At 40.4% G+C, this 19,033-nt stretch carries 22 protein-coding genes; 12 read left to right on the top strand and 10 right to left on the bottom strand.

Annotated features, from left to right (window positions below; translation table 11 throughout):
* Nucleotides 1-238: 238 nt before the first annotated feature.
* Nucleotides 239-1,129: a helix-turn-helix domain-containing protein gene (locus AB4027_RS10560; RefSeq protein WP_368645298.1), complete on the bottom strand. Its 891-nt coding sequence runs from the start codon at nt 1,127-1,129 to the stop codon at nt 239-241.
* Nucleotides 1,130-1,545: 416 nt separating this feature from the next.
* Between AB4027_RS10560 and AB4027_RS10555 the strand changes: the two genes are divergently transcribed.
* Complete coding sequence (locus AB4027_RS10555) at nt 1,546-2,256, top strand: hypothetical protein (RefSeq protein ID WP_368645297.1); 711 nt, start codon at nt 1,546-1,548, stop codon at nt 2,254-2,256.
* 251 nt (nt 2,257-2,507) lie between these two features.
* On the opposite strand, the gene AB4027_RS10550 is transcribed toward AB4027_RS10555, so the two are convergent.
* Nucleotides 2,508-3,392: a helix-turn-helix domain-containing protein gene (locus AB4027_RS10550; protein ID WP_368645296.1), complete on the bottom strand. Its 885-nt coding sequence runs from the start codon at nt 3,390-3,392 to the stop codon at nt 2,508-2,510.
* Nucleotides 3,393-3,839: 447 nt separating this feature from the next.
* Here AB4027_RS10550 and AB4027_RS10545 point away from each other — a divergent pair, with 447 nt between their 5' ends.
* The 3 genes from AB4027_RS10545 to AB4027_RS10535 are packed head-to-tail and all read left to right on the top strand — an operon-like array spanning nt 3,840 to nt 4,929.
* Nucleotides 3,840-4,037, top strand: coding sequence for a hypothetical protein (locus AB4027_RS10545; RefSeq protein WP_368645295.1), 198 nt, complete (start codon nt 3,840-3,842; stop codon nt 4,035-4,037).
* 12 nt (nt 4,038-4,049) lie between these two features.
* Nucleotides 4,050-4,547: a hypothetical protein gene (locus AB4027_RS10540; RefSeq protein WP_368645294.1), complete on the top strand. Its 498-nt coding sequence runs from the start codon at nt 4,050-4,052 to the stop codon at nt 4,545-4,547.
* 37 nt (nt 4,548-4,584) lie between these two features.
* Nucleotides 4,585-4,929 (top strand): hypothetical protein, encoded by a 345-nt coding sequence (locus tag AB4027_RS10535; RefSeq protein ID WP_368645293.1) that lies wholly within the window; start codon nt 4,585-4,587, stop codon nt 4,927-4,929.
* Between the two features lie 362 nt (nt 4,930-5,291).
* Here the strand turns inward: AB4027_RS10535 and AB4027_RS10530 are convergent, their stop codons facing one another.
* Nucleotides 5,292-5,438, bottom strand: coding sequence for a hypothetical protein (locus tag AB4027_RS10530; protein ID WP_368645292.1), 147 nt, complete (start codon nt 5,436-5,438; stop codon nt 5,292-5,294).
* Nucleotides 5,439-5,924: 486 nt separating this feature from the next.
* Here AB4027_RS10530 and AB4027_RS10525 point away from each other — a divergent pair, with 486 nt between their 5' ends.
* The 6 genes from AB4027_RS10525 to AB4027_RS10500 all read left to right on the top strand — a co-directional run bounded on the left by AB4027_RS10525 (nt 5,925) and on the right by AB4027_RS10500 (nt 9,613).
* Nucleotides 5,925-6,578, top strand: coding sequence for a hypothetical protein (locus AB4027_RS10525; protein WP_368645291.1), 654 nt, complete (start codon nt 5,925-5,927; stop codon nt 6,576-6,578).
* Between the two features lie 316 nt (nt 6,579-6,894).
* Nucleotides 6,895-7,398 (top strand): hypothetical protein, encoded by a 504-nt coding sequence (locus AB4027_RS10520; protein ID WP_368645290.1) that lies wholly within the window; start codon nt 6,895-6,897, stop codon nt 7,396-7,398.
* The gene (locus tag AB4027_RS10515) at nt 7,391-7,819 is read left to right on the top strand and encodes a hypothetical protein (RefSeq protein ID WP_091489594.1); all 429 of its coding nucleotides are present in this window, start codon (nt 7,391-7,393) and stop codon (nt 7,817-7,819) included. The genes AB4027_RS10520 and AB4027_RS10515 overlap by 8 nt, the downstream gene beginning before the upstream one ends.
* Nucleotides 7,820-8,251: 432 nt before the next feature.
* Nucleotides 8,252-8,452, top strand: a complete 201-nt coding sequence (locus AB4027_RS10510; RefSeq protein WP_091489592.1) for a hypothetical protein — start codon at nt 8,252-8,254, stop codon at nt 8,450-8,452.
* 170 nt (nt 8,453-8,622) lie between these two features.
* Nucleotides 8,623-9,273, top strand: a complete 651-nt coding sequence (locus tag AB4027_RS10505; protein WP_368645289.1) for a hypothetical protein — start codon at nt 8,623-8,625, stop codon at nt 9,271-9,273.
* Nucleotides 9,274-9,292: 19 nt separating this feature from the next.
* Nucleotides 9,293-9,613 (top strand): hypothetical protein, encoded by a 321-nt coding sequence (locus tag AB4027_RS10500; protein ID WP_368645288.1) that lies wholly within the window; start codon nt 9,293-9,295, stop codon nt 9,611-9,613.
* 216 nt (nt 9,614-9,829) lie between these two features.
* Here the strand turns inward: AB4027_RS10500 and AB4027_RS10495 are convergent, their stop codons facing one another.
* From AB4027_RS10495 to AB4027_RS10470, 6 genes are all read right to left on the bottom strand, one after another.
* A complete protein-coding gene (locus AB4027_RS10495) occupies nt 9,830-10,528 on the bottom strand; it encodes a VIT1/CCC1 transporter family protein (RefSeq protein WP_091489588.1) in 699 nt (232 codons plus the stop codon).
* Nucleotides 10,529-10,631: 103 nt separating this feature from the next.
* Nucleotides 10,632-11,435 (bottom strand): energy-coupling factor ABC transporter ATP-binding protein, encoded by an 804-nt coding sequence (locus tag AB4027_RS10490; RefSeq protein WP_368645287.1) that lies wholly within the window; start codon nt 11,433-11,435, stop codon nt 10,632-10,634.
* Nucleotides 11,432-12,271, bottom strand: coding sequence for an energy-coupling factor ABC transporter ATP-binding protein (locus AB4027_RS10485; protein ID WP_368645286.1), 840 nt, complete (start codon nt 12,269-12,271; stop codon nt 11,432-11,434). Before AB4027_RS10485 ends, AB4027_RS10490 begins: the two co-directional genes overlap by 4 nt.
* Complete coding sequence (locus AB4027_RS10480) at nt 12,268-13,035, bottom strand: energy-coupling factor transporter transmembrane protein EcfT (RefSeq protein WP_368645285.1); 768 nt, start codon at nt 13,033-13,035, stop codon at nt 12,268-12,270. Before AB4027_RS10480 ends, AB4027_RS10485 begins: the two co-directional genes overlap by 4 nt.
* A 12-nt stretch (nt 13,036-13,047) precedes the next feature.
* Complete coding sequence (locus AB4027_RS10475; RefSeq protein ID WP_091489582.1) at nt 13,048-13,656, bottom strand: ECF transporter S component; 609 nt, start codon at nt 13,654-13,656, stop codon at nt 13,048-13,050.
* A gap of 11 nt (nt 13,657-13,667) precedes the next feature.
* A complete protein-coding gene (locus AB4027_RS10470) occupies nt 13,668-14,420 on the bottom strand; it encodes a nucleoside phosphorylase (RefSeq protein ID WP_368645284.1) in 753 nt (250 codons plus the stop codon).
* A gap of 358 nt (nt 14,421-14,778) precedes the next feature.
* Between AB4027_RS10470 and AB4027_RS10465 the strand changes: the two genes are divergently transcribed.
* The gene (locus AB4027_RS10465; protein ID WP_368645283.1) at nt 14,779-16,383 is read left to right on the top strand and encodes a CTP synthase; all 1,605 of its coding nucleotides are present in this window, start codon (nt 14,779-14,781) and stop codon (nt 16,381-16,383) included.
* A gap of 147 nt (nt 16,384-16,530) precedes the next feature.
* Nucleotides 16,531-17,388: a class II fructose-1,6-bisphosphate aldolase gene (gene fba / locus AB4027_RS10460; RefSeq protein ID WP_091489514.1), complete on the top strand. Its 858-nt coding sequence runs from the start codon at nt 16,531-16,533 to the stop codon at nt 17,386-17,388.
* 221 nt (nt 17,389-17,609) lie between these two features.
* Here fba and AB4027_RS10455 read toward each other — a convergent pair whose 3' ends face one another.
* Entirely contained in the window at nt 17,610-18,923 is a 1,314-nt protein-coding gene (locus AB4027_RS10455) for an ISL3 family transposase (RefSeq protein WP_368646429.1), read from the bottom strand.
* Nucleotides 18,924-19,033: the final 110 nt, after the last annotated feature.

The raw sequence follows: 19,033 nt of genomic DNA, 5'->3' as shown, positions 1-19,033 counted from the left end.
ACGCAAGAGCACCACGCATACGATGCTTGTAAGCAGCTAAAGCCGCAACAATCAATCGCAATTGCGCGCAAGCTGCTCATTTGCTGAGGCTCTAGAAATTTATTTCGTAGAGCCTTAGTACAAAGCGACTGTAAAAGAGCTTTGTTACCGATTAGAGGAAACCACGGTTGCTATGCTTCCCTAATACTGTTCAACTAAGCCGGAACCGTGCTAGTTGAACAGCAATTTTTCGCAGGGGTCAAGGCGGACTCGTCCTGCTTTTCTTATGCTTTTCTACCAAACGCTTTCTGTAGTTGATCATATTCTGGTAATGGTCCTCTTCATCCATCTGTTCGTATATTCTTATATGTGAAAGCGTCTCTTCTTTTGAAGCAGAAGGAAGATCAGATAATTCTCCCGCAAGGGCAAGTTGAAAAGAAGCCATTGTTTTCCAGTATATGTTTTCATAACTGGACAGTTCAAAGAGATCTTCTTTGAGCTGTTCGATCAATTCGAAATGACCATACTCCAGACAATAGGAACTCATATTCAATAAGAAACTCCCGTATAGCTCTTTCTTTTCTTCAACAGAAGTCTTGTCGTTCTTTTCTAACCGTTTTTTGATTAACCGGATAAAGTCAAGATCAAAGTACCAGATCGAGTTACTGAAAACTGCGAACTCAAAATGACCCCAGTTTTTCACTTTATTTAAGTATTTCTTTATAGTAGTAATATCACGTTTATGCGCTTGATTGAACTTTTCATAAGTGAAAGAATCAGTCAATTGAGAAATAACTCGTTCTGTATGGGGATAAAGATTGAACCAGTAAAAGTCACGAGTCGATGTATACAGAGTAAAATAGTCCTGTTTCTTTTGCTGGAGTTCTTCTATATCTTCTGCGCTAACACTTTTCTTGAATGCAGAAAATTCTGCAGTCTTACTGTTGGGATCTTCTGAGATCAGACTGAAATAAGTATCGATGTGAATATTTAATCGATCCAAGAGTTTTGAGCATAACTCTACAGAAAGATGACTGCCCTCATTCTCAAAGGTGGCCAGTGTACTTCTGGCACAAATGCCTTCCGTCAGTTTCCTCTGACTCACGCCCCGTTCCTCACGCAGATTCTTGAAAACTTTGCCACTTCTCAAAATAACACCTTCAAAAAATAAATGGTCGGATTACACTACCATTTTAACACTTTTGATATTTTTTGGTATACAATAATAGTAGATAAAAATTAAATCAGTAAGAGAAATGATGTGAGACACATGTTCTTTTCAATTTTATCACTAATTCATTACCTTAAGTAATGGATTCTTGGAAGTAAAGAGGAAATCAAGAAAAGAGGTGAGTATAATTTGTCTTGGGTGATTTTAAAAAGAGTGTACTTTGCGATTTTTTTTATACTTATAGTATTCTTTATATACCAATGGCGGGCTTACGATGGAGAGCTTACATTACTCTCGATAATATTTATCTTTTGTTCCATAGTATCTTATTACGGAACAAAAAAATTAATGAAAAACAAATACAATGATACAGATAATTAAAAGGGTGGATTTTTTTGAAAAAATTTATAACAGCTGCATTAACCGGAGTACTATTGTCAACCGCTATGTTACCTTCAGGCATATCTGTTTCTGCGCAGACTGAAACTGCTACTCTAACTGAAACTATAGAAATTAAAAATTATAAGTTTAATATTGAAGTTACAGATGATGGTTACACTGTTAAAAATGATGAAACCGGAGAAACCTCAAACCTTAGATATATTGATAAATTTAATGCGGTAGTAACAGATAGTGATGGGAATGAAGTTTCTGTTATAAAAGATAATTATGGCAGAACATATAAAGACGGAGAGCTAATTGGAGAATATGAGACCTATTATGATGAAGAGAGAGCAAAAATGCACAAAAAAACCGAAGATGATAGTATTTCCACCTTTGCTGTAGAGTATTATGATGATGATCCACTAAATGGGCATGAACACTACAATTACTATAACACTACTAGAGGAAGTACCGAATTGGAAGAAGACGTGGAAAGTGTTGTTTATGCTCTAGCTAGTCTTTTACCATATATCGGACCTGCATTCACTGTGATCGGAGTATTAAACTCTATGCAAAATTCCGGGGCTTCTACTGTTTATACTATTCAGGATCAGTTCCATTCGGATGGATATAGATATTACAGATATTTCACAACCTATCACGAAGAATCAGATTACTCAGACTTACAAGGCAGCTCAAATCAGTATGCTAGAATGTGGTGAGGACTATCTATAATAAAATCTACGTATATAGTAATGACATAATAATACGGGAGCAGAGTTTATATTTTGAATTAGATTAGAATTAAAATAAAGAAAACTTTGTTATTAGTACAAAGCTAACTGGATTTCTTGTTTAATTCTTGGATTATTTTCTTATTGGATATGCTAGCAAGTTTTTCATTACGGAGGAAAAGGCCATTAACCGCTTACAAACAAAAAAGAAAAAAGGTTTCTAGAGATAAAAACTATCTCTAGGATGGCTCTCCTTTTTTGTGTTTTTCTATCAGACGCTTTCTATAGTTAATCATATTCTGGTAATGATCCTCTTCCCCCATCTGCTCGTAAATCTTTATATGTGAAAGAGTATCTGCTTTTGAAGACGAAGGCGGGTCCGACAATTCTTCCGCAAGAGAAAGCTGATAGGAAGATGATACTTTCCAGTGAATGTTTGTATAGTTTGAAAGTTCAAAAAGTTCTTCTTGTAGCTGTCCGATCAGTTCGAAGTGACCATACTCCAGACAATAGAAACCCATATTCAATAAAAAACTTCCGTATAATTCTTTTTTATGTTTAACAGAAGTCATGTAGTTTTTTTTCAATCGATCTTTGACTAACAGGATAAAGTCAAGATCAAAGTACCAGAGCGAATTGCCCAAAACTGCAAACTCAAAATGACTCCAGGTTTCAATTTTATTTAAGTACTTTTTTAGTAAATCGATATCCTTTTTATGCGTTTCTTTGAATCGTTCGTATGTGAATCTGGTTTCAGACTGACAAAGAAATTCTTCAGAGAGAAAATAAAGATGAAACCAGTAAAAGTCACGGGTCGATGCATACCGAGCTAAATAGTTTTGTTTATGTTTCTCTATTGCTTCCGTATCTTCTGTAACGATGCTTCTTTTCAGTTCTGAAAACTCTTCTCTTTTTTGATCGAAATCTTCCGAGATCAAACTGAAATAAGTGTCTATGCGAATATTCAATCGGTCCAAGAGCTTTGAGCATAACTCTACAGACAAATGACTTCCTTCATTCTCAAATGTGGCCAGTGTACTTCTGGCACAGATTCCTTCCGTCAGTTTCCTTTGACTTACTCCCCGTTCCTCACGCAGCTGTTTAAAACCTTCGCCACTTCTCAAAATAAAACCTCCAAAAATTAAATGGTCGGATTACACTACCATTTTAACACTTCTCATATCTATTGGTATACACTAAGTATAGATAAAAAATAAATTCAGTAAGAGAAGGATGTGAGACAGATGTTCGTTTCGATTTTATCACTAATCATCCCTTTAGGAGGTGATTTTTGATAGATCTAATTGAGCCATAACGGGTTTAACTGCAATACAGTAAAGAGTTGATTGGAAGCTAAATGTATAACCTGAACTCGCTGCATTGCAAGATGTATCAGGTATTAAAACATCGTGACATGTACCTATTAGAGAAAAATATAATCACCATGATGCAATCTGATACAGAGGTATTAAGGTGATTAAAATTAATGATTCACATATTGATGGACCTTATATTTTTGTAGTATATAAATAAAAATTAAAATTCCAAAAATGGAAAGGATAATGTTACTTATGAAAAGACAGCAAAGAATATTCGCTAAAATTGCAACTATAGGTATGCTAGGAGGAGTGATTTCTACTAATACTGCCCCTTTAATAGCTAATGCTCAGAAAAATCCTCAGTTTTCACACAATAGATTAGAAAAGTCTATAACTGATAGTCAATCTGATTTTAAATCCGCATATATTAATGAAGAACTTTCTCAATAAGATAAAGATTTCATGAAAAAACTAAGTACAATATACTCTATGCTAGAGTTGAATAAAAACAATCACTTGATTCTAAATGTTTCTGATTCTGAACTAAAAGAAGATTATGATTTTAGTGTTCAAGAAATCGAAAAAGTTCATGCTACTATTGCTTTTCAAATACAAAATACAGCCACCCAAATTACAGATACAACTCAAGTTAACGATGGTATAGTGTCGCCCATGTTACACGTGTCGGATTGGAAAGTATACTTCACTAATTATGATGTGAGGATGTACTTTTCATCAGCAATTCAGGCAGGAGCTCCCGCAGTAGTAGCGACTTTAGCTGCATTGGGTTCTACAGTTGCTACTCCGGGAGTGGGGACAGTTTTAGGCGTAGTTGTGGGATTATTTAGCGCGGGTGCCATCACGTATCAAGTTACTCAAGCTATGGTTAATGACCAAGGATTTTATATTGGTGTAGATTGGAATGGAGCATTCCCCAACCCTGCTATGGGAACTTGGTAGATACATTTTATAATTTAGAAGGAGATAGTCTGATAAAATGCTGAATGAATCAGATCCACTAGTGTATAAGAAGATTTTATTTCCATTATTTTTTTCCCTGACTTGGGCAATGCTAATTTATGCATTTAATATAAATGAGGGCTTACCACTTACATTAGTAGCTATCGTGACAGTCGTAACTTTCATGTACTCATTATTAAATTTATGGAAATTACCTGAAAATAAAGACAAAGTAAAGATATTAATATATATATCGGTTTTTGCTGTTGTTTTTCATAGTACTACAGGAGTCATCAATTATTATTTTCAAGGTATAATTGCTACGGGATATGGATTGTCTTTGCTGGTAGTTTTTTGGAAAATGCTCACAAAGAAAAAGTGAACGAAGTCTGAATACTCATTTCTACCAGAAAGAAACAATTTCCAAATAGATAATGAGGCAAGGGCTAAAGGGGCCCATACTAATCTGAAATAATATAAAAGCTGCGTCATTCTGTAGATATACAATGACGCAGCTTTTTCTATTTTGTTCCGCTCTAATTGCTTACTTTCATTATATTTTCTCAAATTGTTTGCCATGAAAACGAGGTTCGTTTCACTTTCTAACTTCGAATGCTCACGGACGGAAAATCGAGTAAAACCTAAACAAGCCTTTACCTGTCTTAAAGTGCATTTGATATCTTCTTCCGATTGTAATAGAGTATTTTCTTTTGATGGATGCTTTTTCACACTTGCATGGTAAGACTAAGTTATGCGACTAAATAATCCACCATAACTACCCTCGTTCTCAAATGTAGCCAGTGTACTTCTGGCGCAGATCCCTTCCGTCAGTTTCCTCTGACTTACTCCCCGTTCCTCACGCAGCTTTTTAAAACCTTCACCACTTCTCAAACGAACACCTCCAAAAATTAAATGGTCGGATTACGCTACCATTTTAACACTTCTAGTATTTATTGGTATACATTAAGTATAGATAAAAAATAAATTCAGTAAGAGAAAGGATGTGAGATGTATGTTATTTTCGATTTTATCACTAATCATCCCTTTAGGTGGTGATTTTTTGACAGATTTAATTGAGCCGTAGCAGTTTTATCTATAAAACATTAAAGGAGTTGGTCAATAGCCTAATATATTGCTAAAGTGCTCAATTATTCAGTTGAAGGAACAAGTTTATATTAGAATTGTAGAAACTGCCATGAACTTCTAAATGTAAGTACGGAAGAAGAAATAAGTGGAGGTTCTTTTTTCATCACTTGGCAGGTGAAATTATTTTTTTTTGATTTATCTTGCTGTTAGTCGATTTCTAGATTGTAAAAGGGAAAGTATGGATTATTCAGGTAAGGTTATATTAGTTCAAAAAGAAAGGGATGGTTTTTTATGAAAAGTACAAAAGTGAAGTTGTTTAAGTTTGCCGCTATAGTATCAACACTAACAATGGGAATTGCTCCAAGTACTAATGTCTTTGCTAGTGAAGTTACTCCGATTGAAACTGAGCCTCAAAGTGAAATAGAGTTTAATGAGAATCAGCTCAAAGAGATTCAGCAATATGTGACAGTTGACAACCAAGGTCATTTAGCATTAGAAGAAAGTGTGCCGTTGAATATTTATGAACAATATGAGTTAGATAAATTAGAACATCATTTTTCTACAGTTAACAGTCAAGTTGACAAAGGAACAATCGTTGTTAATGACGATTTAACAATAAGAGAGCAAGCTACTAACGATCATATGTTTAGCATTATGGCTTCTCCTGGAGAAGGTGTGACTCACCATCAGACATGGTATGGTGGTAATTCAATATACACTAATGCTGCAACTATACGTGCCGTAAATGCTTTTACTACCATAGCATGGACGACAACAATTGGTGGAGGACTAGCAAATAGTTGGTTCCCCCCGTTTGCTGCAGGAGTAGTAGTAAGTGGTGGCTATATGGGTTTATTAGGGCATAGGATGGATGTAAATAATAATGGCAATGGTGTAGAAGTTAGAATGACATATGCCTTAGTTTACAATGTAGTTTCAAGATAATCAGAAGGTAGGTAGACATCTATGGGATATATTTCAATATTTATGATGTTGGCAGGCACCTTATATTTATACGTTATCAGTAAATATAAGAGTGAGCCAAACGAATTGAAGAAATATAGTTATATATTTGGAGTATCAATGTTCATATGTGCTATAATCCTTTGGTTTATATAAATGTAGAAGAAAACAGCGATTTAAACTAGAAAAAATGGGAGGGGAAAAGCAAACTACTAACAACTTTAATATTAGCAATAGTAAAGGGGTTCGTACCATTAAGAAGACTATTCTATTAATAAATAGGAAAGCAGGAAATAACATGACAAAATTCAAGAAAATCGTTTTCATTTGTTTAGCTGTTATGGGAATTGCTACAGTGTTCAATAATCCAGAAAAGGCAAGTGCATATACTTATAGTCAAGGTGGGATGACAGTAGTATTGACGGCCGGTCAAAGTAATACAGTAGTAAATTGGAACACTAAATTAAACGGACAGCCATGCTATATAGTAGGTATGCTTGATTACCAATATAATGGCAGCGTAGTAGGAGAAAGCTATATCTCTGGCTCTGGTGGAACTGTAAACCTTCCATATTTGAAAAACGTGCCTAGAGGTGCTCGAATAAGGGTTAGACTTTCAGGAGCCGGTAGTTCTTCATCTGGCTTTGGTATCGTAAGGACAGCGATGTATGGTATGTCTATGCTTTACAGATCATCCGGAGGAACAACACCCATACAATCATTAGTTGATATTACTGAGCAGCAGAATGTAGACATCGACGAAATTATTTATGATAATGAAGGGGTTTTGGTTAATGAGTAACCTCGCAAACTTCGCGCAGAAAGCTTTAACGGTGGAGCAGAGAATGTTCGAAGAACATTTCTCGAATGAAACTCGCATCAGTTTTGATGAATACAAAAACAATGAAAAAAACAGGAAAGAAATAATCGGTATTTCTACTGAATTTTCTGCTTTTGTAAATAAAAACTATGAAGTAAAGTATTTTGTTTTAAATCAGTATAGTGATTTTGAAGCCAATCTAGAATCAATCGTCCCTTTTGCAAGAGCGTCTATTAAAATAGAAGATTTAATTGAAATTGCTGATGAATATCACGAGAATAATGATTTCCCAGTATTTATCACATGTTTACCAAAAGGTGATGGTGTTATTTTCGTCAATGTGCAAGAGTCCCTTGGGGAGATATCATCAATTGTTGATTATATAAAAGAAAATGAAGCGTGAATTGTAAAGCCAGATGCAACATTTTCGTTGTACTTAGCAGTCTTGCTCCTCCATTCACCACTTCTCAAAATAACACCTCCAAAAAATAATTGGTCGGATTACACTACCATTTTCACACTTTTCAGATTGGGTGGTATACAATAAAAGTAGATAAGGTATAAATCAGTGCAAGAAATGGTCTATGATATAGAGTAATTTGTTTGAAAATTCCTGGTAGTCTCCGAATTTATTTAGATTAAGTAATAAAAAGGACAGCATGATCGTTGATTCTTGTTCTGATGGGAAATTCATGGATAAACGATCATTTTTCTAAGTGATAGGATATGGATAGTTAAAAAATTGAAAGTATTCAATGTACTAGAGAATCATGGTTAAAATGTTTATCTGTAATACATAGAGTCGGTCGATTCAGATATAAAGAGAGGTGAAGATATGCTTAAAACAATAACACGTTTACAGGGGAAGTCGGTCGTGGTGGAGCTGCCCTCAAATAATGGGATAAAGCTTGATCCTGATCAGGAATATATCGTTGTTTACACACAAGATGGAACGATCATCCTTGTACCGGCGAATGAAGACCCCTTTTTGGAGATGGGGACAGCGAAAGTCACGACACAAAAGGCCTCGATTTAGATTTTGTCGTGTAACACGTTAAAAAAATGCTCATTACTTAAATATCAAAAAAACTTTTAATGTGAATATGATAATTTTGATTACCTTCGAGTTCACTCATTAGCGACTCTTATAGCTACAGTAATTTCAGATAAATATCTTATATTAACAATTGTTTAGGAGGAATAAATATGTTCAACCAAAAAAGAATGATTATAGGCGCGACTGCTTTAATGCTGAGCCCTGTATTATTGCCAACCATAGTAAGCACACAACAGGTATATGCTGCAGAAAACAATAAAACGCAACAACAATACTCAGAAAATATAGATGATCAGAGCCTAAACAAGATCACAAAGAATGATTTGTTTATTGAATTTGAAAATGAGCTTGAGACAATAAACTCATCAGATAATGATATTTCTAAAGAACAGCTTTTTGATTTAGTAACAAAATATGAAGGAGCAGAGATTACATATTCAAACGAAGGCCAGGTTTCTTTACTTAGAGCCAGTTCTGGTATTACACATAGCTTTGTTCAGGGCGGCGTGAACTCATATGCAATAAGTGGGCCTTCTATACGAGAGTTAGCTCGCACTTTTCAAAACAATGCGAATATAATAACAACAGGAGGAATATTAGCTTCAATCCCACTCGCATTCTTTGGGACCTTTTTTACTGGTATTTCTACTACAGTTTTAGCCACTAAGTTTTATAATGCAGCAGGAATCATGAGACAGTGGAGCGCAACTGATAGATATGGAGCAGGTGTTCGTATCACTTTAACTTCTGAATACCCGATTGAGAGTCGAAACAGTGTGCGAAAAGCTACTATCAGATGATCTGGAAAAGAGGAATTATATGAGTTTAATATTATTATTTAGTTTAAATCTCTTGGCGAGTGGTATTTATCTTTTTGCTGAAATTTCTTTCTCTAAAACAGTTGTTGGGCTAGCTATATTATTGTTAGTAATACTATTTTTATATACATCACAGAAGATAAGAGACTTGAATAATGGAAATCCTTACTTGAAAAGTAGACTCATTATATCCGGTACTAGTATATTACTCATGATTACTGTTTTTAGTCAGCCTACAGAATCTATTTCATATAAAGTGATTTTAATATGTATTACTTTGGGCACGGAGTTTTATGAAATTTTTTTAAAAAAAATTTACTAAACTTCATCTAAATAGTATTAATATGAGAGTTATAGATATCTTTCAACTAGGACTATAGAATTATATTTAATTCTATTTTGACAGTTCATATAATTAGAAAGAATGTATCAATAAGATGTAAATAAATATTTATAAATTACAAATAGTAAAAGGATTCAAACGCAAAACCCACGCTTATCAGACTCAACTGATAAGCGTGGGTTTTAATATAAGCTATTATCTTCCCAGTAAATAGCCGACGAGATACGCAACGATCGCCGCCAGGCCACCCACTAAGAGCATTTCCAGTCCGGATCTGAACCAGTTTGACTGGGTGACGCGGGATTTCAGTGCGCCTAAAATGAACAGCGTAATCCCGGTCAGGATGGAAGCGAGCAGGAAGGCATTCTCCATCATGAATGGGCTGAATGAAGAAAAGACATAAGCCAGAAGGGGGATGAGGCCGAAAATAAAGAAGGAAAAGAACGTGACTGTGGCATTCTTGATCGGGTTCTCGACACCACTGTCGCTGCCATACTTCTGATTGACAATCTGGCTGACAAAAGGTTCGTCGTATTTTGCCAGCGTCGTGGAGATGCACTCAGCATCTTCTTCGGAAAGTCCTTTTTTCTGGTAGGACTGGGACATGCGGTCTACAGCATCTGAATAATTTTCCACTACTTCCCGTTCGGTCTGGTCTTCGACACCAGCGCGGTATTCTTTTTCCGATTTACTGGAAAGGTAGTCACCGACAGCCATCGAAAAGCCATCTGCCAAAAGATTTGAAAACCCCAGGATGATGACGACACGAACCGCCAGTGTCGCACCTGCCACACCGGAAACGACGGCAAAGGTGGTGATGATGCCATCTAGCCCGCCGTACACCATGCTTTTGATATATTCTCCGCCTTCGAACCGTTTTGTTTTGCCTGCCATGTCGTGGCCCTCCTTTTAAATGTCAACCATCTTCCTTACTGGTATTTATCGTTGGGATATCTGTAGCGAGGGTTCAAATTAAATAATAGTCATAAGTAATGAATCAGTCGTTTTTATTCAAAAAAGCAATCAGTTCTGATTCGTGGATGAAGCTTTCATTGTAACCTAAAGCGTGAGCGATCTGCGTGACATAGGGCTGCTCCAGATACGCTTTTTCAAGGACGTTCTTCTTTGAAAAAACATCCCGCGTCTGGCCGTCTAGAATGATCTCACCCTGGTTCATGACGACCGTGCGTTCAAAGACTTCTGCCGCAAAATCCATGTCGTGCAAAATACATAAGACGAGTTTTCCTTCAGTATGCAGTTCTTCAATGATCGCCTTGATTTTTTCCTTGCCGGCAAAATCCTGGCCCATCGTTGGTTCATCAAAAATCACCATCTCGGTATCCATAGCCAAAATTGAAGCCAGGGCGATCAGTTTTCGTTCGGACAGGCTCAAGTCGTAAGGGTTGTCTTCCACTTTAGATTCCAAATCGACTTTCTGCAAGGCTTCCCGGGCTGCCTTTTCGGCTTCACTTCGAGACATGCCGATGTTCAGCGGGCCGAACATCACTTCTTCCAGGACGTTCGTTTTAAAGATCTGATCATTCGGATTCTGAAATACCAGGCCGACCCGCCTGGACAACTGCGCAGCGGTCTGTTTATCGATCGATTCACCGTCGATCAAAAGCGTTCCTTTAGACGGTTTCAACAAGCCTTTCATAAGCTTGACGAGCGTCGTTTTGCCCGCACCGTTCTGACCGACGATCGCTGTGGTCCGTGAATCAAACGTTAAATCAAGGCCATCAAAAATCTGAATATCCGGAGAATAGGAAAAGGCGACAGCTTTCAGTTCAAATGTGTTCATTTCGCTTCCTCCAATCGTTTGAATGCTTCGATGGTCACAGGATAAAGGTCAGTGTCAGGATAGCGGACGTTCAGTGCTTTTGCTATATTCGTCACCACAGGCGGCGTGACCCCGAAGTCTTTCAGATCTGGACGGGAGAAGATTTTCTCCGGCGTGTCCAGAGCCACTTGTCTGCCTTGATGCAAAAGCAGGACACGGTCGGCGTACTGGGCGATCTGTTCCATTTTATGCTCGACCAGGATGATCGTCATGCCTTTTTCGGTGAGCTGCTCGATGACTTCAAAGACTTCACGGGACCCTTGGGGATCGAGTTGGGACGTCGGTTCGTCAAGGATCAGCACATCCGGTTCCATGGCTAAAACACTGGCAATGGCCACGCGCTGCATCTGACCTCCGGACAAGTCAAAGGGATACTTGTCTTTTACACCAAAGACATCCATCAGTTTCAAGTACTGTTCGATCCTTCTGTGCATTTCTTTGCGGTCTAAACCTAAATTCTCAAGACCGAAGGCCACTTCCTCATAAACGGTTTTCTTCGCCCCGGTCATCTGAGAGAAAGGATTCTCAAACACCAGTCCGATGTTCTCAACGATGTCGGCAATTTCATGTTCCCGGACGACCAGACCGTTGACGGTCACTTTGCCGCCGTAAGCCCCTTTGTAAAAATGCGGGATGAGCCCGGCCAAAGCGTAGCAGAGGGTTGATTTTCCGGCGGTGTTTTCGCCCACGATTCCCAGGCATTCCCCTTTTTCAACCGAGAAGGACAGATCGTCCAGCACGAGGTCAGTGGTATCGGGATACCGGTATTTCAACTGTTCTACTTCAATGATACTCATGCCATGACCCTCCAGACGATCCCTAGAATAACGATAGCGATGATGATACCGGCCAGCAGTTTATTATAAGGATACTGCTTTTCTTCATTTAAAAACGTTTTTTTCGTCGACGAGCCAAAGCCGCGCATCTCCAGAGCAATGGACCGTTCTTTGGTTTCGTTCAGCGAATTCAGTACCACCGGTCCCATCAAAGGAAAGAAGGCTTTGATTCGTGTAAGCATGCTGCCTTCCGTTTCCATCCCACGTGAACGCTGTGCGTCGGTGATCTTACTGGTTGTGGCGCGCATTTGCGGGATCAGCTGGAGAACGGACAGGATCACGTGTCCGATCCGTGGAGACATGCCTTTTTTGATCAGCCGTTCCACCATTTCATCAGGTGACGTGGTCAGAATGAGGACGCTGAACGAGCCGATCATGACCAAAACGCGCAGGACCAGTACGAGCGCGACATACAGGCCTTCTTCGTAAAAGACCAGCGGACCTATGGAAAACAGTTCGGTCACATTATCAGGATGGAAAAAGCCCTGCACGATAACGAGTGAAAAAATCAGGAACATACTCAATGTCAAAATAGGCAGGCTGTTGCGGAACACTTTGCCAACGACCAGCAGAAGCAGCGTGACAAAGAGGACCCCTGCAATAAACAAGGGTTCCGGCAGGATGTAAGTCAACGCAATGGATGCGAAGACATACAACAGCTTCACCAGCGGATCGAGGCGATGAACGGGACTGTCTTTTTCAACATATAATGTCATGGTATTCATAGAATCATCCTTTTACAGCTCTTCGATTTCGGAATCTTGACGGTAAATGTTCGTGAGCGATTTTGGCAGGCCTTTGAAAATAAAGTAACTGATCAGCACGGTCACGACTTTATCCGGCACGTCAACGACGATACTGTCGCCGAAGGATGCCAGCCACTGAGGGACGTCATTGGAAATCAGGAAGGTATAGAAGGCGTCGCCCCAAATGTTGCCTGTCTGACCGCCCCAGAAGATCATGTTGAGCGGTGTGGACACAATGGCGGCGACCAGTCCGGTGACCAGACCGACAATGGTCGCTTTTTTAACGTTGGCGATCCAGCCTTTGTAAGCCATGACCCCGACAGTGATACCGATGGCTCCGCTCGTGATGGCGTAGACGGTCGATACGGGACTGACGGTGATGCCGTAAATAATGTTGTTGATGATACCGGCTGCCGCACCAATGACCGGGCCGGCAAGCATGGCGGCTAACACGGTCCCGATCGAATCCAGCCACAGCGGCAGGCGCAGCAGGCTGGCGAACAATTTTCCAATATAATTGATACCGATAGCTGCCGGGATGAGGACGATGGCAGCGGTGGATAATTTCAGTGACCACATGCTTTTTTTGTTGTTGTTCATGAAAACACTCCTTATGATGTCTTAGTTTGTTTCTTGCTGAGTGATGCAATGGTTTCCAGAGCCAGCCTGATTTCATTATGTTCCCCTGTTTTAGTCAGAGACTCGCCGGACTGAAGCTGGTTGATCCCGGCCTGCAGGTCGCCTGAGTATGGAACGACCACATTTAATATAGAAGCCGCACGCAGGCCGCGTAGTCGAGCTAAGGTAAACAGTGCGGCGGTCTCCATGTCTGAACCGATGAGACCCTGCTTGGACCAGTAGGCATCGATCGCTTCTTCATTATCTGTGTAAAAGGAATCATGGCTGCGGACCAGTCCCACATGATGCGGGATTTTAAGTTGTTCGGCGTGTGATTTAAGTTCTGAAAGAATAGTATGATTGCTGACTGCCGGGTAACTGGCATAGATATACGCCTTGGACGTGCCTTCGTCTCTGACGGCACCTTCGCAGAGAATCAAGTCGCCGACTTTGATCTCGGGCTGAAGGGCACCGCTGCTTCCGATACGGATAAGGGTGTGAACGCCGATCTGCCTCAGTTCTTCAAGCGCGATGGCTGCTGACGGACCGCCGATACCAGTTGAAACGACAAGGACGTCTGTGCCTTTATACGTGCCTTTTACGCTGCGGTATTCCCGGTTGTAAGCGAGTTCTATTGGATCGTCCAGAAATGCTTTCACTCGGGACACACGCTCGGGATCTCCGGGGAGCAGGGCATAACCGGCACCGTCTGCCTTTGTGAGGTGGATATGAGCCTGTTTTTCCACTATTTGCCTCCTTTCTGAAATTTATGTATTCGCTTAACCTCCGGGCTGATTGCCTTTTAAAAAGATGAAGCGCGTTGTGAATTCATTTTATCACTTAACGGGTGTCTTTACACCTTATTCGCGGCAGAAAACTGGAATAGTTGAACACGTCCAAAAAATTATGGCTGCGGGCTTGACTATCCTGCGGAAAATCTTTAATATATTTTGTGGGCACTCTACAAATAAATGGGTCAAAAAACGATTTATTTCAGGTGCAGACAATAAGCATAATTCAGGCTCCCTATTCTTAATTGAGTAGGGAGTTTTTCGTATTTTGTGGCCGATTTTACTCCCTAGACATTTTTAGGAGGAAATGATTATGACAAAGTATATTTTTGTAACAGGTGGCGTTGTCTCGTCTATCGGGAAGGGTATTGCGGCAGCTTCATTAGGGCGCCTTTTGAAGAACAGAGGCTTGAATGTGACGATCCAGAAATTCGATCCTTATATCAATGTCGATCCCGGGACGATGAGTCCGTATCAGCACGGGGAAGTATTCGTGACGGAAGACGGAGCGGAAACGGACCTGGACCTAGGCCACTACGAGCGGTTCATCGATATCAACTTGAATCAGTATTCGAATGTCACGACCGGTAAAGTATATTCCGAAGTGTTGAACAAAGAACGTCGCGGGGATTATCTGGGCGCAACGGTCCAGGTCATTCCGCACATTACAGATGAAATAAAAAACAAGATCATGCGTGCCGCGGAGACCACAGATGCAGATGTTGTCATCACTGAAGTCGGGGGTACGGTCGGAGACATCGAATCACTTCCGTTCCTGGAAGCATTGCGTCAGATGAAACGGGATGTGGGACCTGATAATGTGATGTATATCCACACGACACTGATTCCTTATCTGAAAGCGGCCGGGGAAATGAAAACCAAACCGACCCAGCACAGCGTGAAAGAACTGCGCAGTTTAGGGATCCAGCCGAATGTCCTGATCGTCCGCTCGGAATATCCGGTCGGCCAGCATTTAAAAGATAAACTGGCCTTGTTCACGGACGTGGATGCCAGTGCGGTAATCGAATCATTGGATGTCGAAACACTGTACACGATCCCGTTGAACCTGCAGAAGCAGGGGCTGGATCAGATCGTTGTGGACCACTTGAAGCTGGATGTCAAAGAAGCGGACATGACCGAATGGAAAGCGCTGGAAGAGAAAGTGCTGAACTTGAAGAATCAAACCCGTATCGCGATCGTCGGGAAATATGTCGAACTGCCGGATGCCTATTTGTCCGTCGTCGAAGCGCTGAAACATGCCGGCTATGCGGTGGATTCAGACATCGACATCAAGTGGGTGAATGCCGAACAGCTATCTCTAGAAGAAGTGGTGCAGGAACTTCAGGACGTGGATGGTATTTTAGTTCCCGGCGGCTTCGGCGAGCGCGGTCTGGAAGGTAAGATGCTGGCCATCCGTTATGCCCGGGAAAATGACGTGCCGTTTTTTGGGATATGTCTTGGGATGCAGCTGGCGGCGATCGAATTTGCCCGCAATGTCGCAGGAATCGAAGGTGCCGGATCAGCTGAAGTGAAGCCTGACATCGAACACAACATCATCGACCTGATGCCTGACCAGAAAGATGTGGTCGATATGGGCGGCACGCTGCGTCTGGGGTCTTATCCATGTGAACTGAAAAAAGGGTCAGTGACAGCGGAAGCTTATGCAAATGCAGAGGTGATCGATGAACGCCATCGTCACCGCTATGAATTCAACAATCATTATAGAACTGACTTGGAAGAAGCGGGTCTCATCTTCTCAGGCGTGTCTCCGGACAACCGCCTTGTTGAGATCATTGAAGTCGAGCAGCATCCGTATTTTGTCGGCTGTCAGTTCCATCCAGAATTCAAGTCAAGACCGAACCGTCCGCATCCACTGTTCGTTTCTTTTGTAAAAAAAGCACTGGATCTGAAAAAATGAGAGCCTAATGAGAAAAAATTTAACAGATAAAGAGTCGATATAGACATTTTCACTAGTTTTATTGTGAAGTTTTGTTTATAATGAATAGTGAAGCCGAGCGCGTATCTCGGTTTAAAAAGTGCGCAAAAATTTTAGGAGGCTATATATATGAGTCGTTTAGTAAGTATGACAGAAATGTTGAACAAAGCTTTAGACGGAAAATATGCTGTCGGTCAATTCAACATCAACAACTTGGAATGGACACAAGCCATTTTACAAGCAGCACAAGAAGAAAAATCTCCAGTTATTTTAGGTGTTTCTGAAGGAGCAGCTAAATACATGGGCGGATTCAAAGTGGTTACTGCTATGGTCAATGCTTTGATGGAAACAATGGATATCACAGTTCCTGTTGCCGTTCACTTGGACCACGGTTCTTCATTAGAAACATGTACAGCAGCGATCGAAGCTGGATTCACATCAGTCATGATCGACAACTCAAAATTCCCGATCGAAGAGAACATTCAAGCAACGAAAAAAGTTGTAGAATTTGCTCATTCAAAAGGCGTTTCAGTTGAAGCTGAAGTTGGAACTGTTGGTGGTACTGAAGACGGTATTACTGGTGGCGTCATGTATGCTGACCCTGAAGAATGTAAACGTATGGTTGAAGAAGCTAAAATCGATGCATTGGCAGCGGCTTTAGGTTCTGTTCACGGTGACTACGAAGGCGAACCAAAACTTGGCTTTGACGAAATGAAAGAAATTTCTGAATTGACAGGTGCACCTTTAGTCTTACACGGTGGATCAGGAATCCCTACTCACCAAATCGAAAAAGCTATCGAATTTGGTCATACTAAAATCAACGTAAACACTGAGTTGCAGCAAGTATGGGCTAAACGTACACGTGAAGTTATTGCCAACGACGACAAAGTTTACGATCCTCGTAAAATCGTTGGACCTGGTAAAGAAAACATCACAGCTACAACTAAAGCTAAAATGAAAGAATTCGGTTCTTCAAACCAAGCTTAATCAGACAATCAAATAATAGAGAGGTCAGGAAGTCGTGTGAACGACTTCCCTCTGACTGATCTGCAAAGCACTTCCTGAAACGATGAAACAGTCGTATTGGGAAGTGCTTTTTTCGTATGAAAAAAGTGAGGAATGAAACTGTTTGGGTTCTACGTCAACTAACGTTGGTGAAGAATAATAGCTAAATATTTTTAAGTTATCGGAGAGTACATCTCAGCTACCTAGGCAGCTGATGTGTGCTCTTCATTTTTTTTGACAGATTCCTGTTCTATTTGTTGATTAAGCTTGAAGTGCAATATGATTCTATTCTTGTAATTGGCAAAGTTGCGGTAGCCGTAGGCTACTCGGTTCAGGACCTTTATTTTATTATTGATTCCCTCGATCCGTCCGTTGTTGTACGGATAAATAAAGGTATGGCGTATCGCACTTAGATGTTTTCTCAACGTCCGCAGGCTTGTCTTCATCTGAGGGGACACATCCGGAGAACAAGGCTGATTCAATATAGCCGACAATCGTTCAAAGTCGTTTGCTTCAACGGCCGCAATGATAGACTGATACAAATCGTAGGTGGCCTTTAACGTTGGATCATAGGCAAGTATTTCCGATAGAATGGCTGCTTCAGTTCGTTGACCGAACAGGCGGTAGAAGGTATAGGTCGTATAAGTGATATTTTTTTCTTTCTTAAGTAACTTTTTCCAGTAGCGTTTTAACCGTCGATACTTTTTCTGATCTTCGCCATTTGAGTTGTTCAGTTGGTTCATTATTGTCACCCGTGTTTTATTCATTGAGCGATTAATAAGTTGGATGATGTGGAAACGATCAATGATAATATGAGCGTTAGGAAATAGCGTGGGTATGAAGCTCATATAACTGGCGTTCATGTCTATCGTTATGGTCTTCACTTCGCTTCTTTGCTTGAGGCTGTATCGAGACAAGAAATGTTGAGTGACATAACGACTGTCTTTAGCTGGTAAGATATCCAAAATATCGCCCGTTTCTGCATCAATGTATTCAAAAGCCATGCGCCCACTGGCGTATTTAAATTCGTCAAAAGACAAGTTTTCTGGTAGTGAATGATAATGTGGACGGTAACATTCACCTTCTGATGTAAGGACACGCTGAACACTCGCTTCTGAGACATTGGTGTGCTTGGCTATATCTTTTACCGATCGGGTTTCACCGGATTGAGTCAAGATTTGTGCTTTTATGTAGTTAGAGATGAAGCAGTTACGTTCAACGACGGGGGTTCGGGCAGTGAAACTTTTACCACAGCACTTACACATAAAGCGCTGTTTTCTGATACGTAAGTATGTTGGCAAAATTCCTGCCATGGGAAAGGTTACCCGAGAGGTCTGAGTTCCATTTTTATAAATACTAAACCCTACATTGGGCGCCTCGCAGTGCGCACATTCTTTAGGTACATAGGACAATGTGCAGTCAATGAACTTACATTTCTTGCCCTTAAAGTCACCTTTGGTGACGCAATCATCGGAAAAAGTGAGATGTTTATCTTGAATATCTAGAACGTTTCGCATATTATTTGAAGTAGACAAGTGGGGTCCTCCTTAGGTGATGTTTTCGTCGACTATTATTCTACAGGAGAACTCACTTGTTTTCTAATATAAACAAAAGGACGTTAGTGAGA

Origin of the sequence: Alkalibacterium putridalgicola (genome assembly GCF_040959045.1) — a bacterium.
Classification (GTDB): domain Bacteria; phylum Bacillota; class Bacilli; order Lactobacillales; family Carnobacteriaceae_A; genus Alkalibacterium; species Alkalibacterium putridalgicola.
The sequence above is the reverse complement of the archived record's forward strand: the minus strand, read 5'-3'. Positions and strand labels throughout refer to the sequence as shown.

Bases quoted from the DNA above. Each gene is read 5' to 3' on its own strand.
- AB4027_RS10480 (WP_368645285.1), bottom strand. From the start codon at position 13,035: ATGAATACCATGACATTATATGTTGAAAAAGACAGTCCCGTTCATCGC.
- AB4027_RS10540 (WP_368645294.1), top strand. From the start codon at position 4,050: ATGAAAAAACTAAGTACAATATACTCTATGCTAGAGTTGAATAAAAAC.
- AB4027_RS10485 (WP_368645286.1), bottom strand. From the start codon at position 12,271: ATGAGTATCATTGAAGTAGAACAGTTGAAATACCGGTATCCCGATACC.
- AB4027_RS10490 (WP_368645287.1), bottom strand. From the start codon at position 11,435: ATGAACACATTTGAACTGAAAGCTGTCGCCTTTTCCTATTCTCCGGAT.
- AB4027_RS10455 (WP_368646429.1), bottom strand. From the start codon at position 18,923: ATGCGAAACGTTCTAGATATTCAAGATAAACATCTCACTTTTTCCGAT.
- AB4027_RS10475 (WP_091489582.1), bottom strand. From the start codon at position 13,656: ATGAACAACAACAAAAAAAGCATGTGGTCACTGAAATTATCCACCGCT.
- AB4027_RS10495 (WP_091489588.1), bottom strand. From the start codon at position 10,528: ATGGCAGGCAAAACAAAACGGTTCGAAGGCGGAGAATATATCAAAAGC.
- AB4027_RS10500 (WP_368645288.1), top strand. From the start codon at position 9,293: ATGAGTTTAATATTATTATTTAGTTTAAATCTCTTGGCGAGTGGTATT.
- AB4027_RS10535 (WP_368645293.1), top strand. From the start codon at position 4,585: ATGCTGAATGAATCAGATCCACTAGTGTATAAGAAGATTTTATTTCCA.
- AB4027_RS10465 (WP_368645283.1), top strand. From the start codon at position 14,779: ATGACAAAGTATATTTTTGTAACAGGTGGCGTTGTCTCGTCTATCGGG.
- fba (WP_091489514.1), top strand. From the start codon at position 16,531: ATGAGTCGTTTAGTAAGTATGACAGAAATGTTGAACAAAGCTTTAGAC.
- AB4027_RS10510 (WP_091489592.1), top strand. From the start codon at position 8,252: ATGCTTAAAACAATAACACGTTTACAGGGGAAGTCGGTCGTGGTGGAG.
- AB4027_RS10515 (WP_091489594.1), top strand. From the start codon at position 7,391: ATGAGTAACCTCGCAAACTTCGCGCAGAAAGCTTTAACGGTGGAGCAG.
- AB4027_RS10520 (WP_368645290.1), top strand. From the start codon at position 6,895: ATGACAAAATTCAAGAAAATCGTTTTCATTTGTTTAGCTGTTATGGGA.
- AB4027_RS10505 (WP_368645289.1), top strand. From the start codon at position 8,623: ATGTTCAACCAAAAAAGAATGATTATAGGCGCGACTGCTTTAATGCTG.
- AB4027_RS10525 (WP_368645291.1), top strand. From the start codon at position 5,925: ATGAAAAGTACAAAAGTGAAGTTGTTTAAGTTTGCCGCTATAGTATCA.
- AB4027_RS10545 (WP_368645295.1), top strand. From the start codon at position 3,840: ATGAAAAGACAGCAAAGAATATTCGCTAAAATTGCAACTATAGGTATG.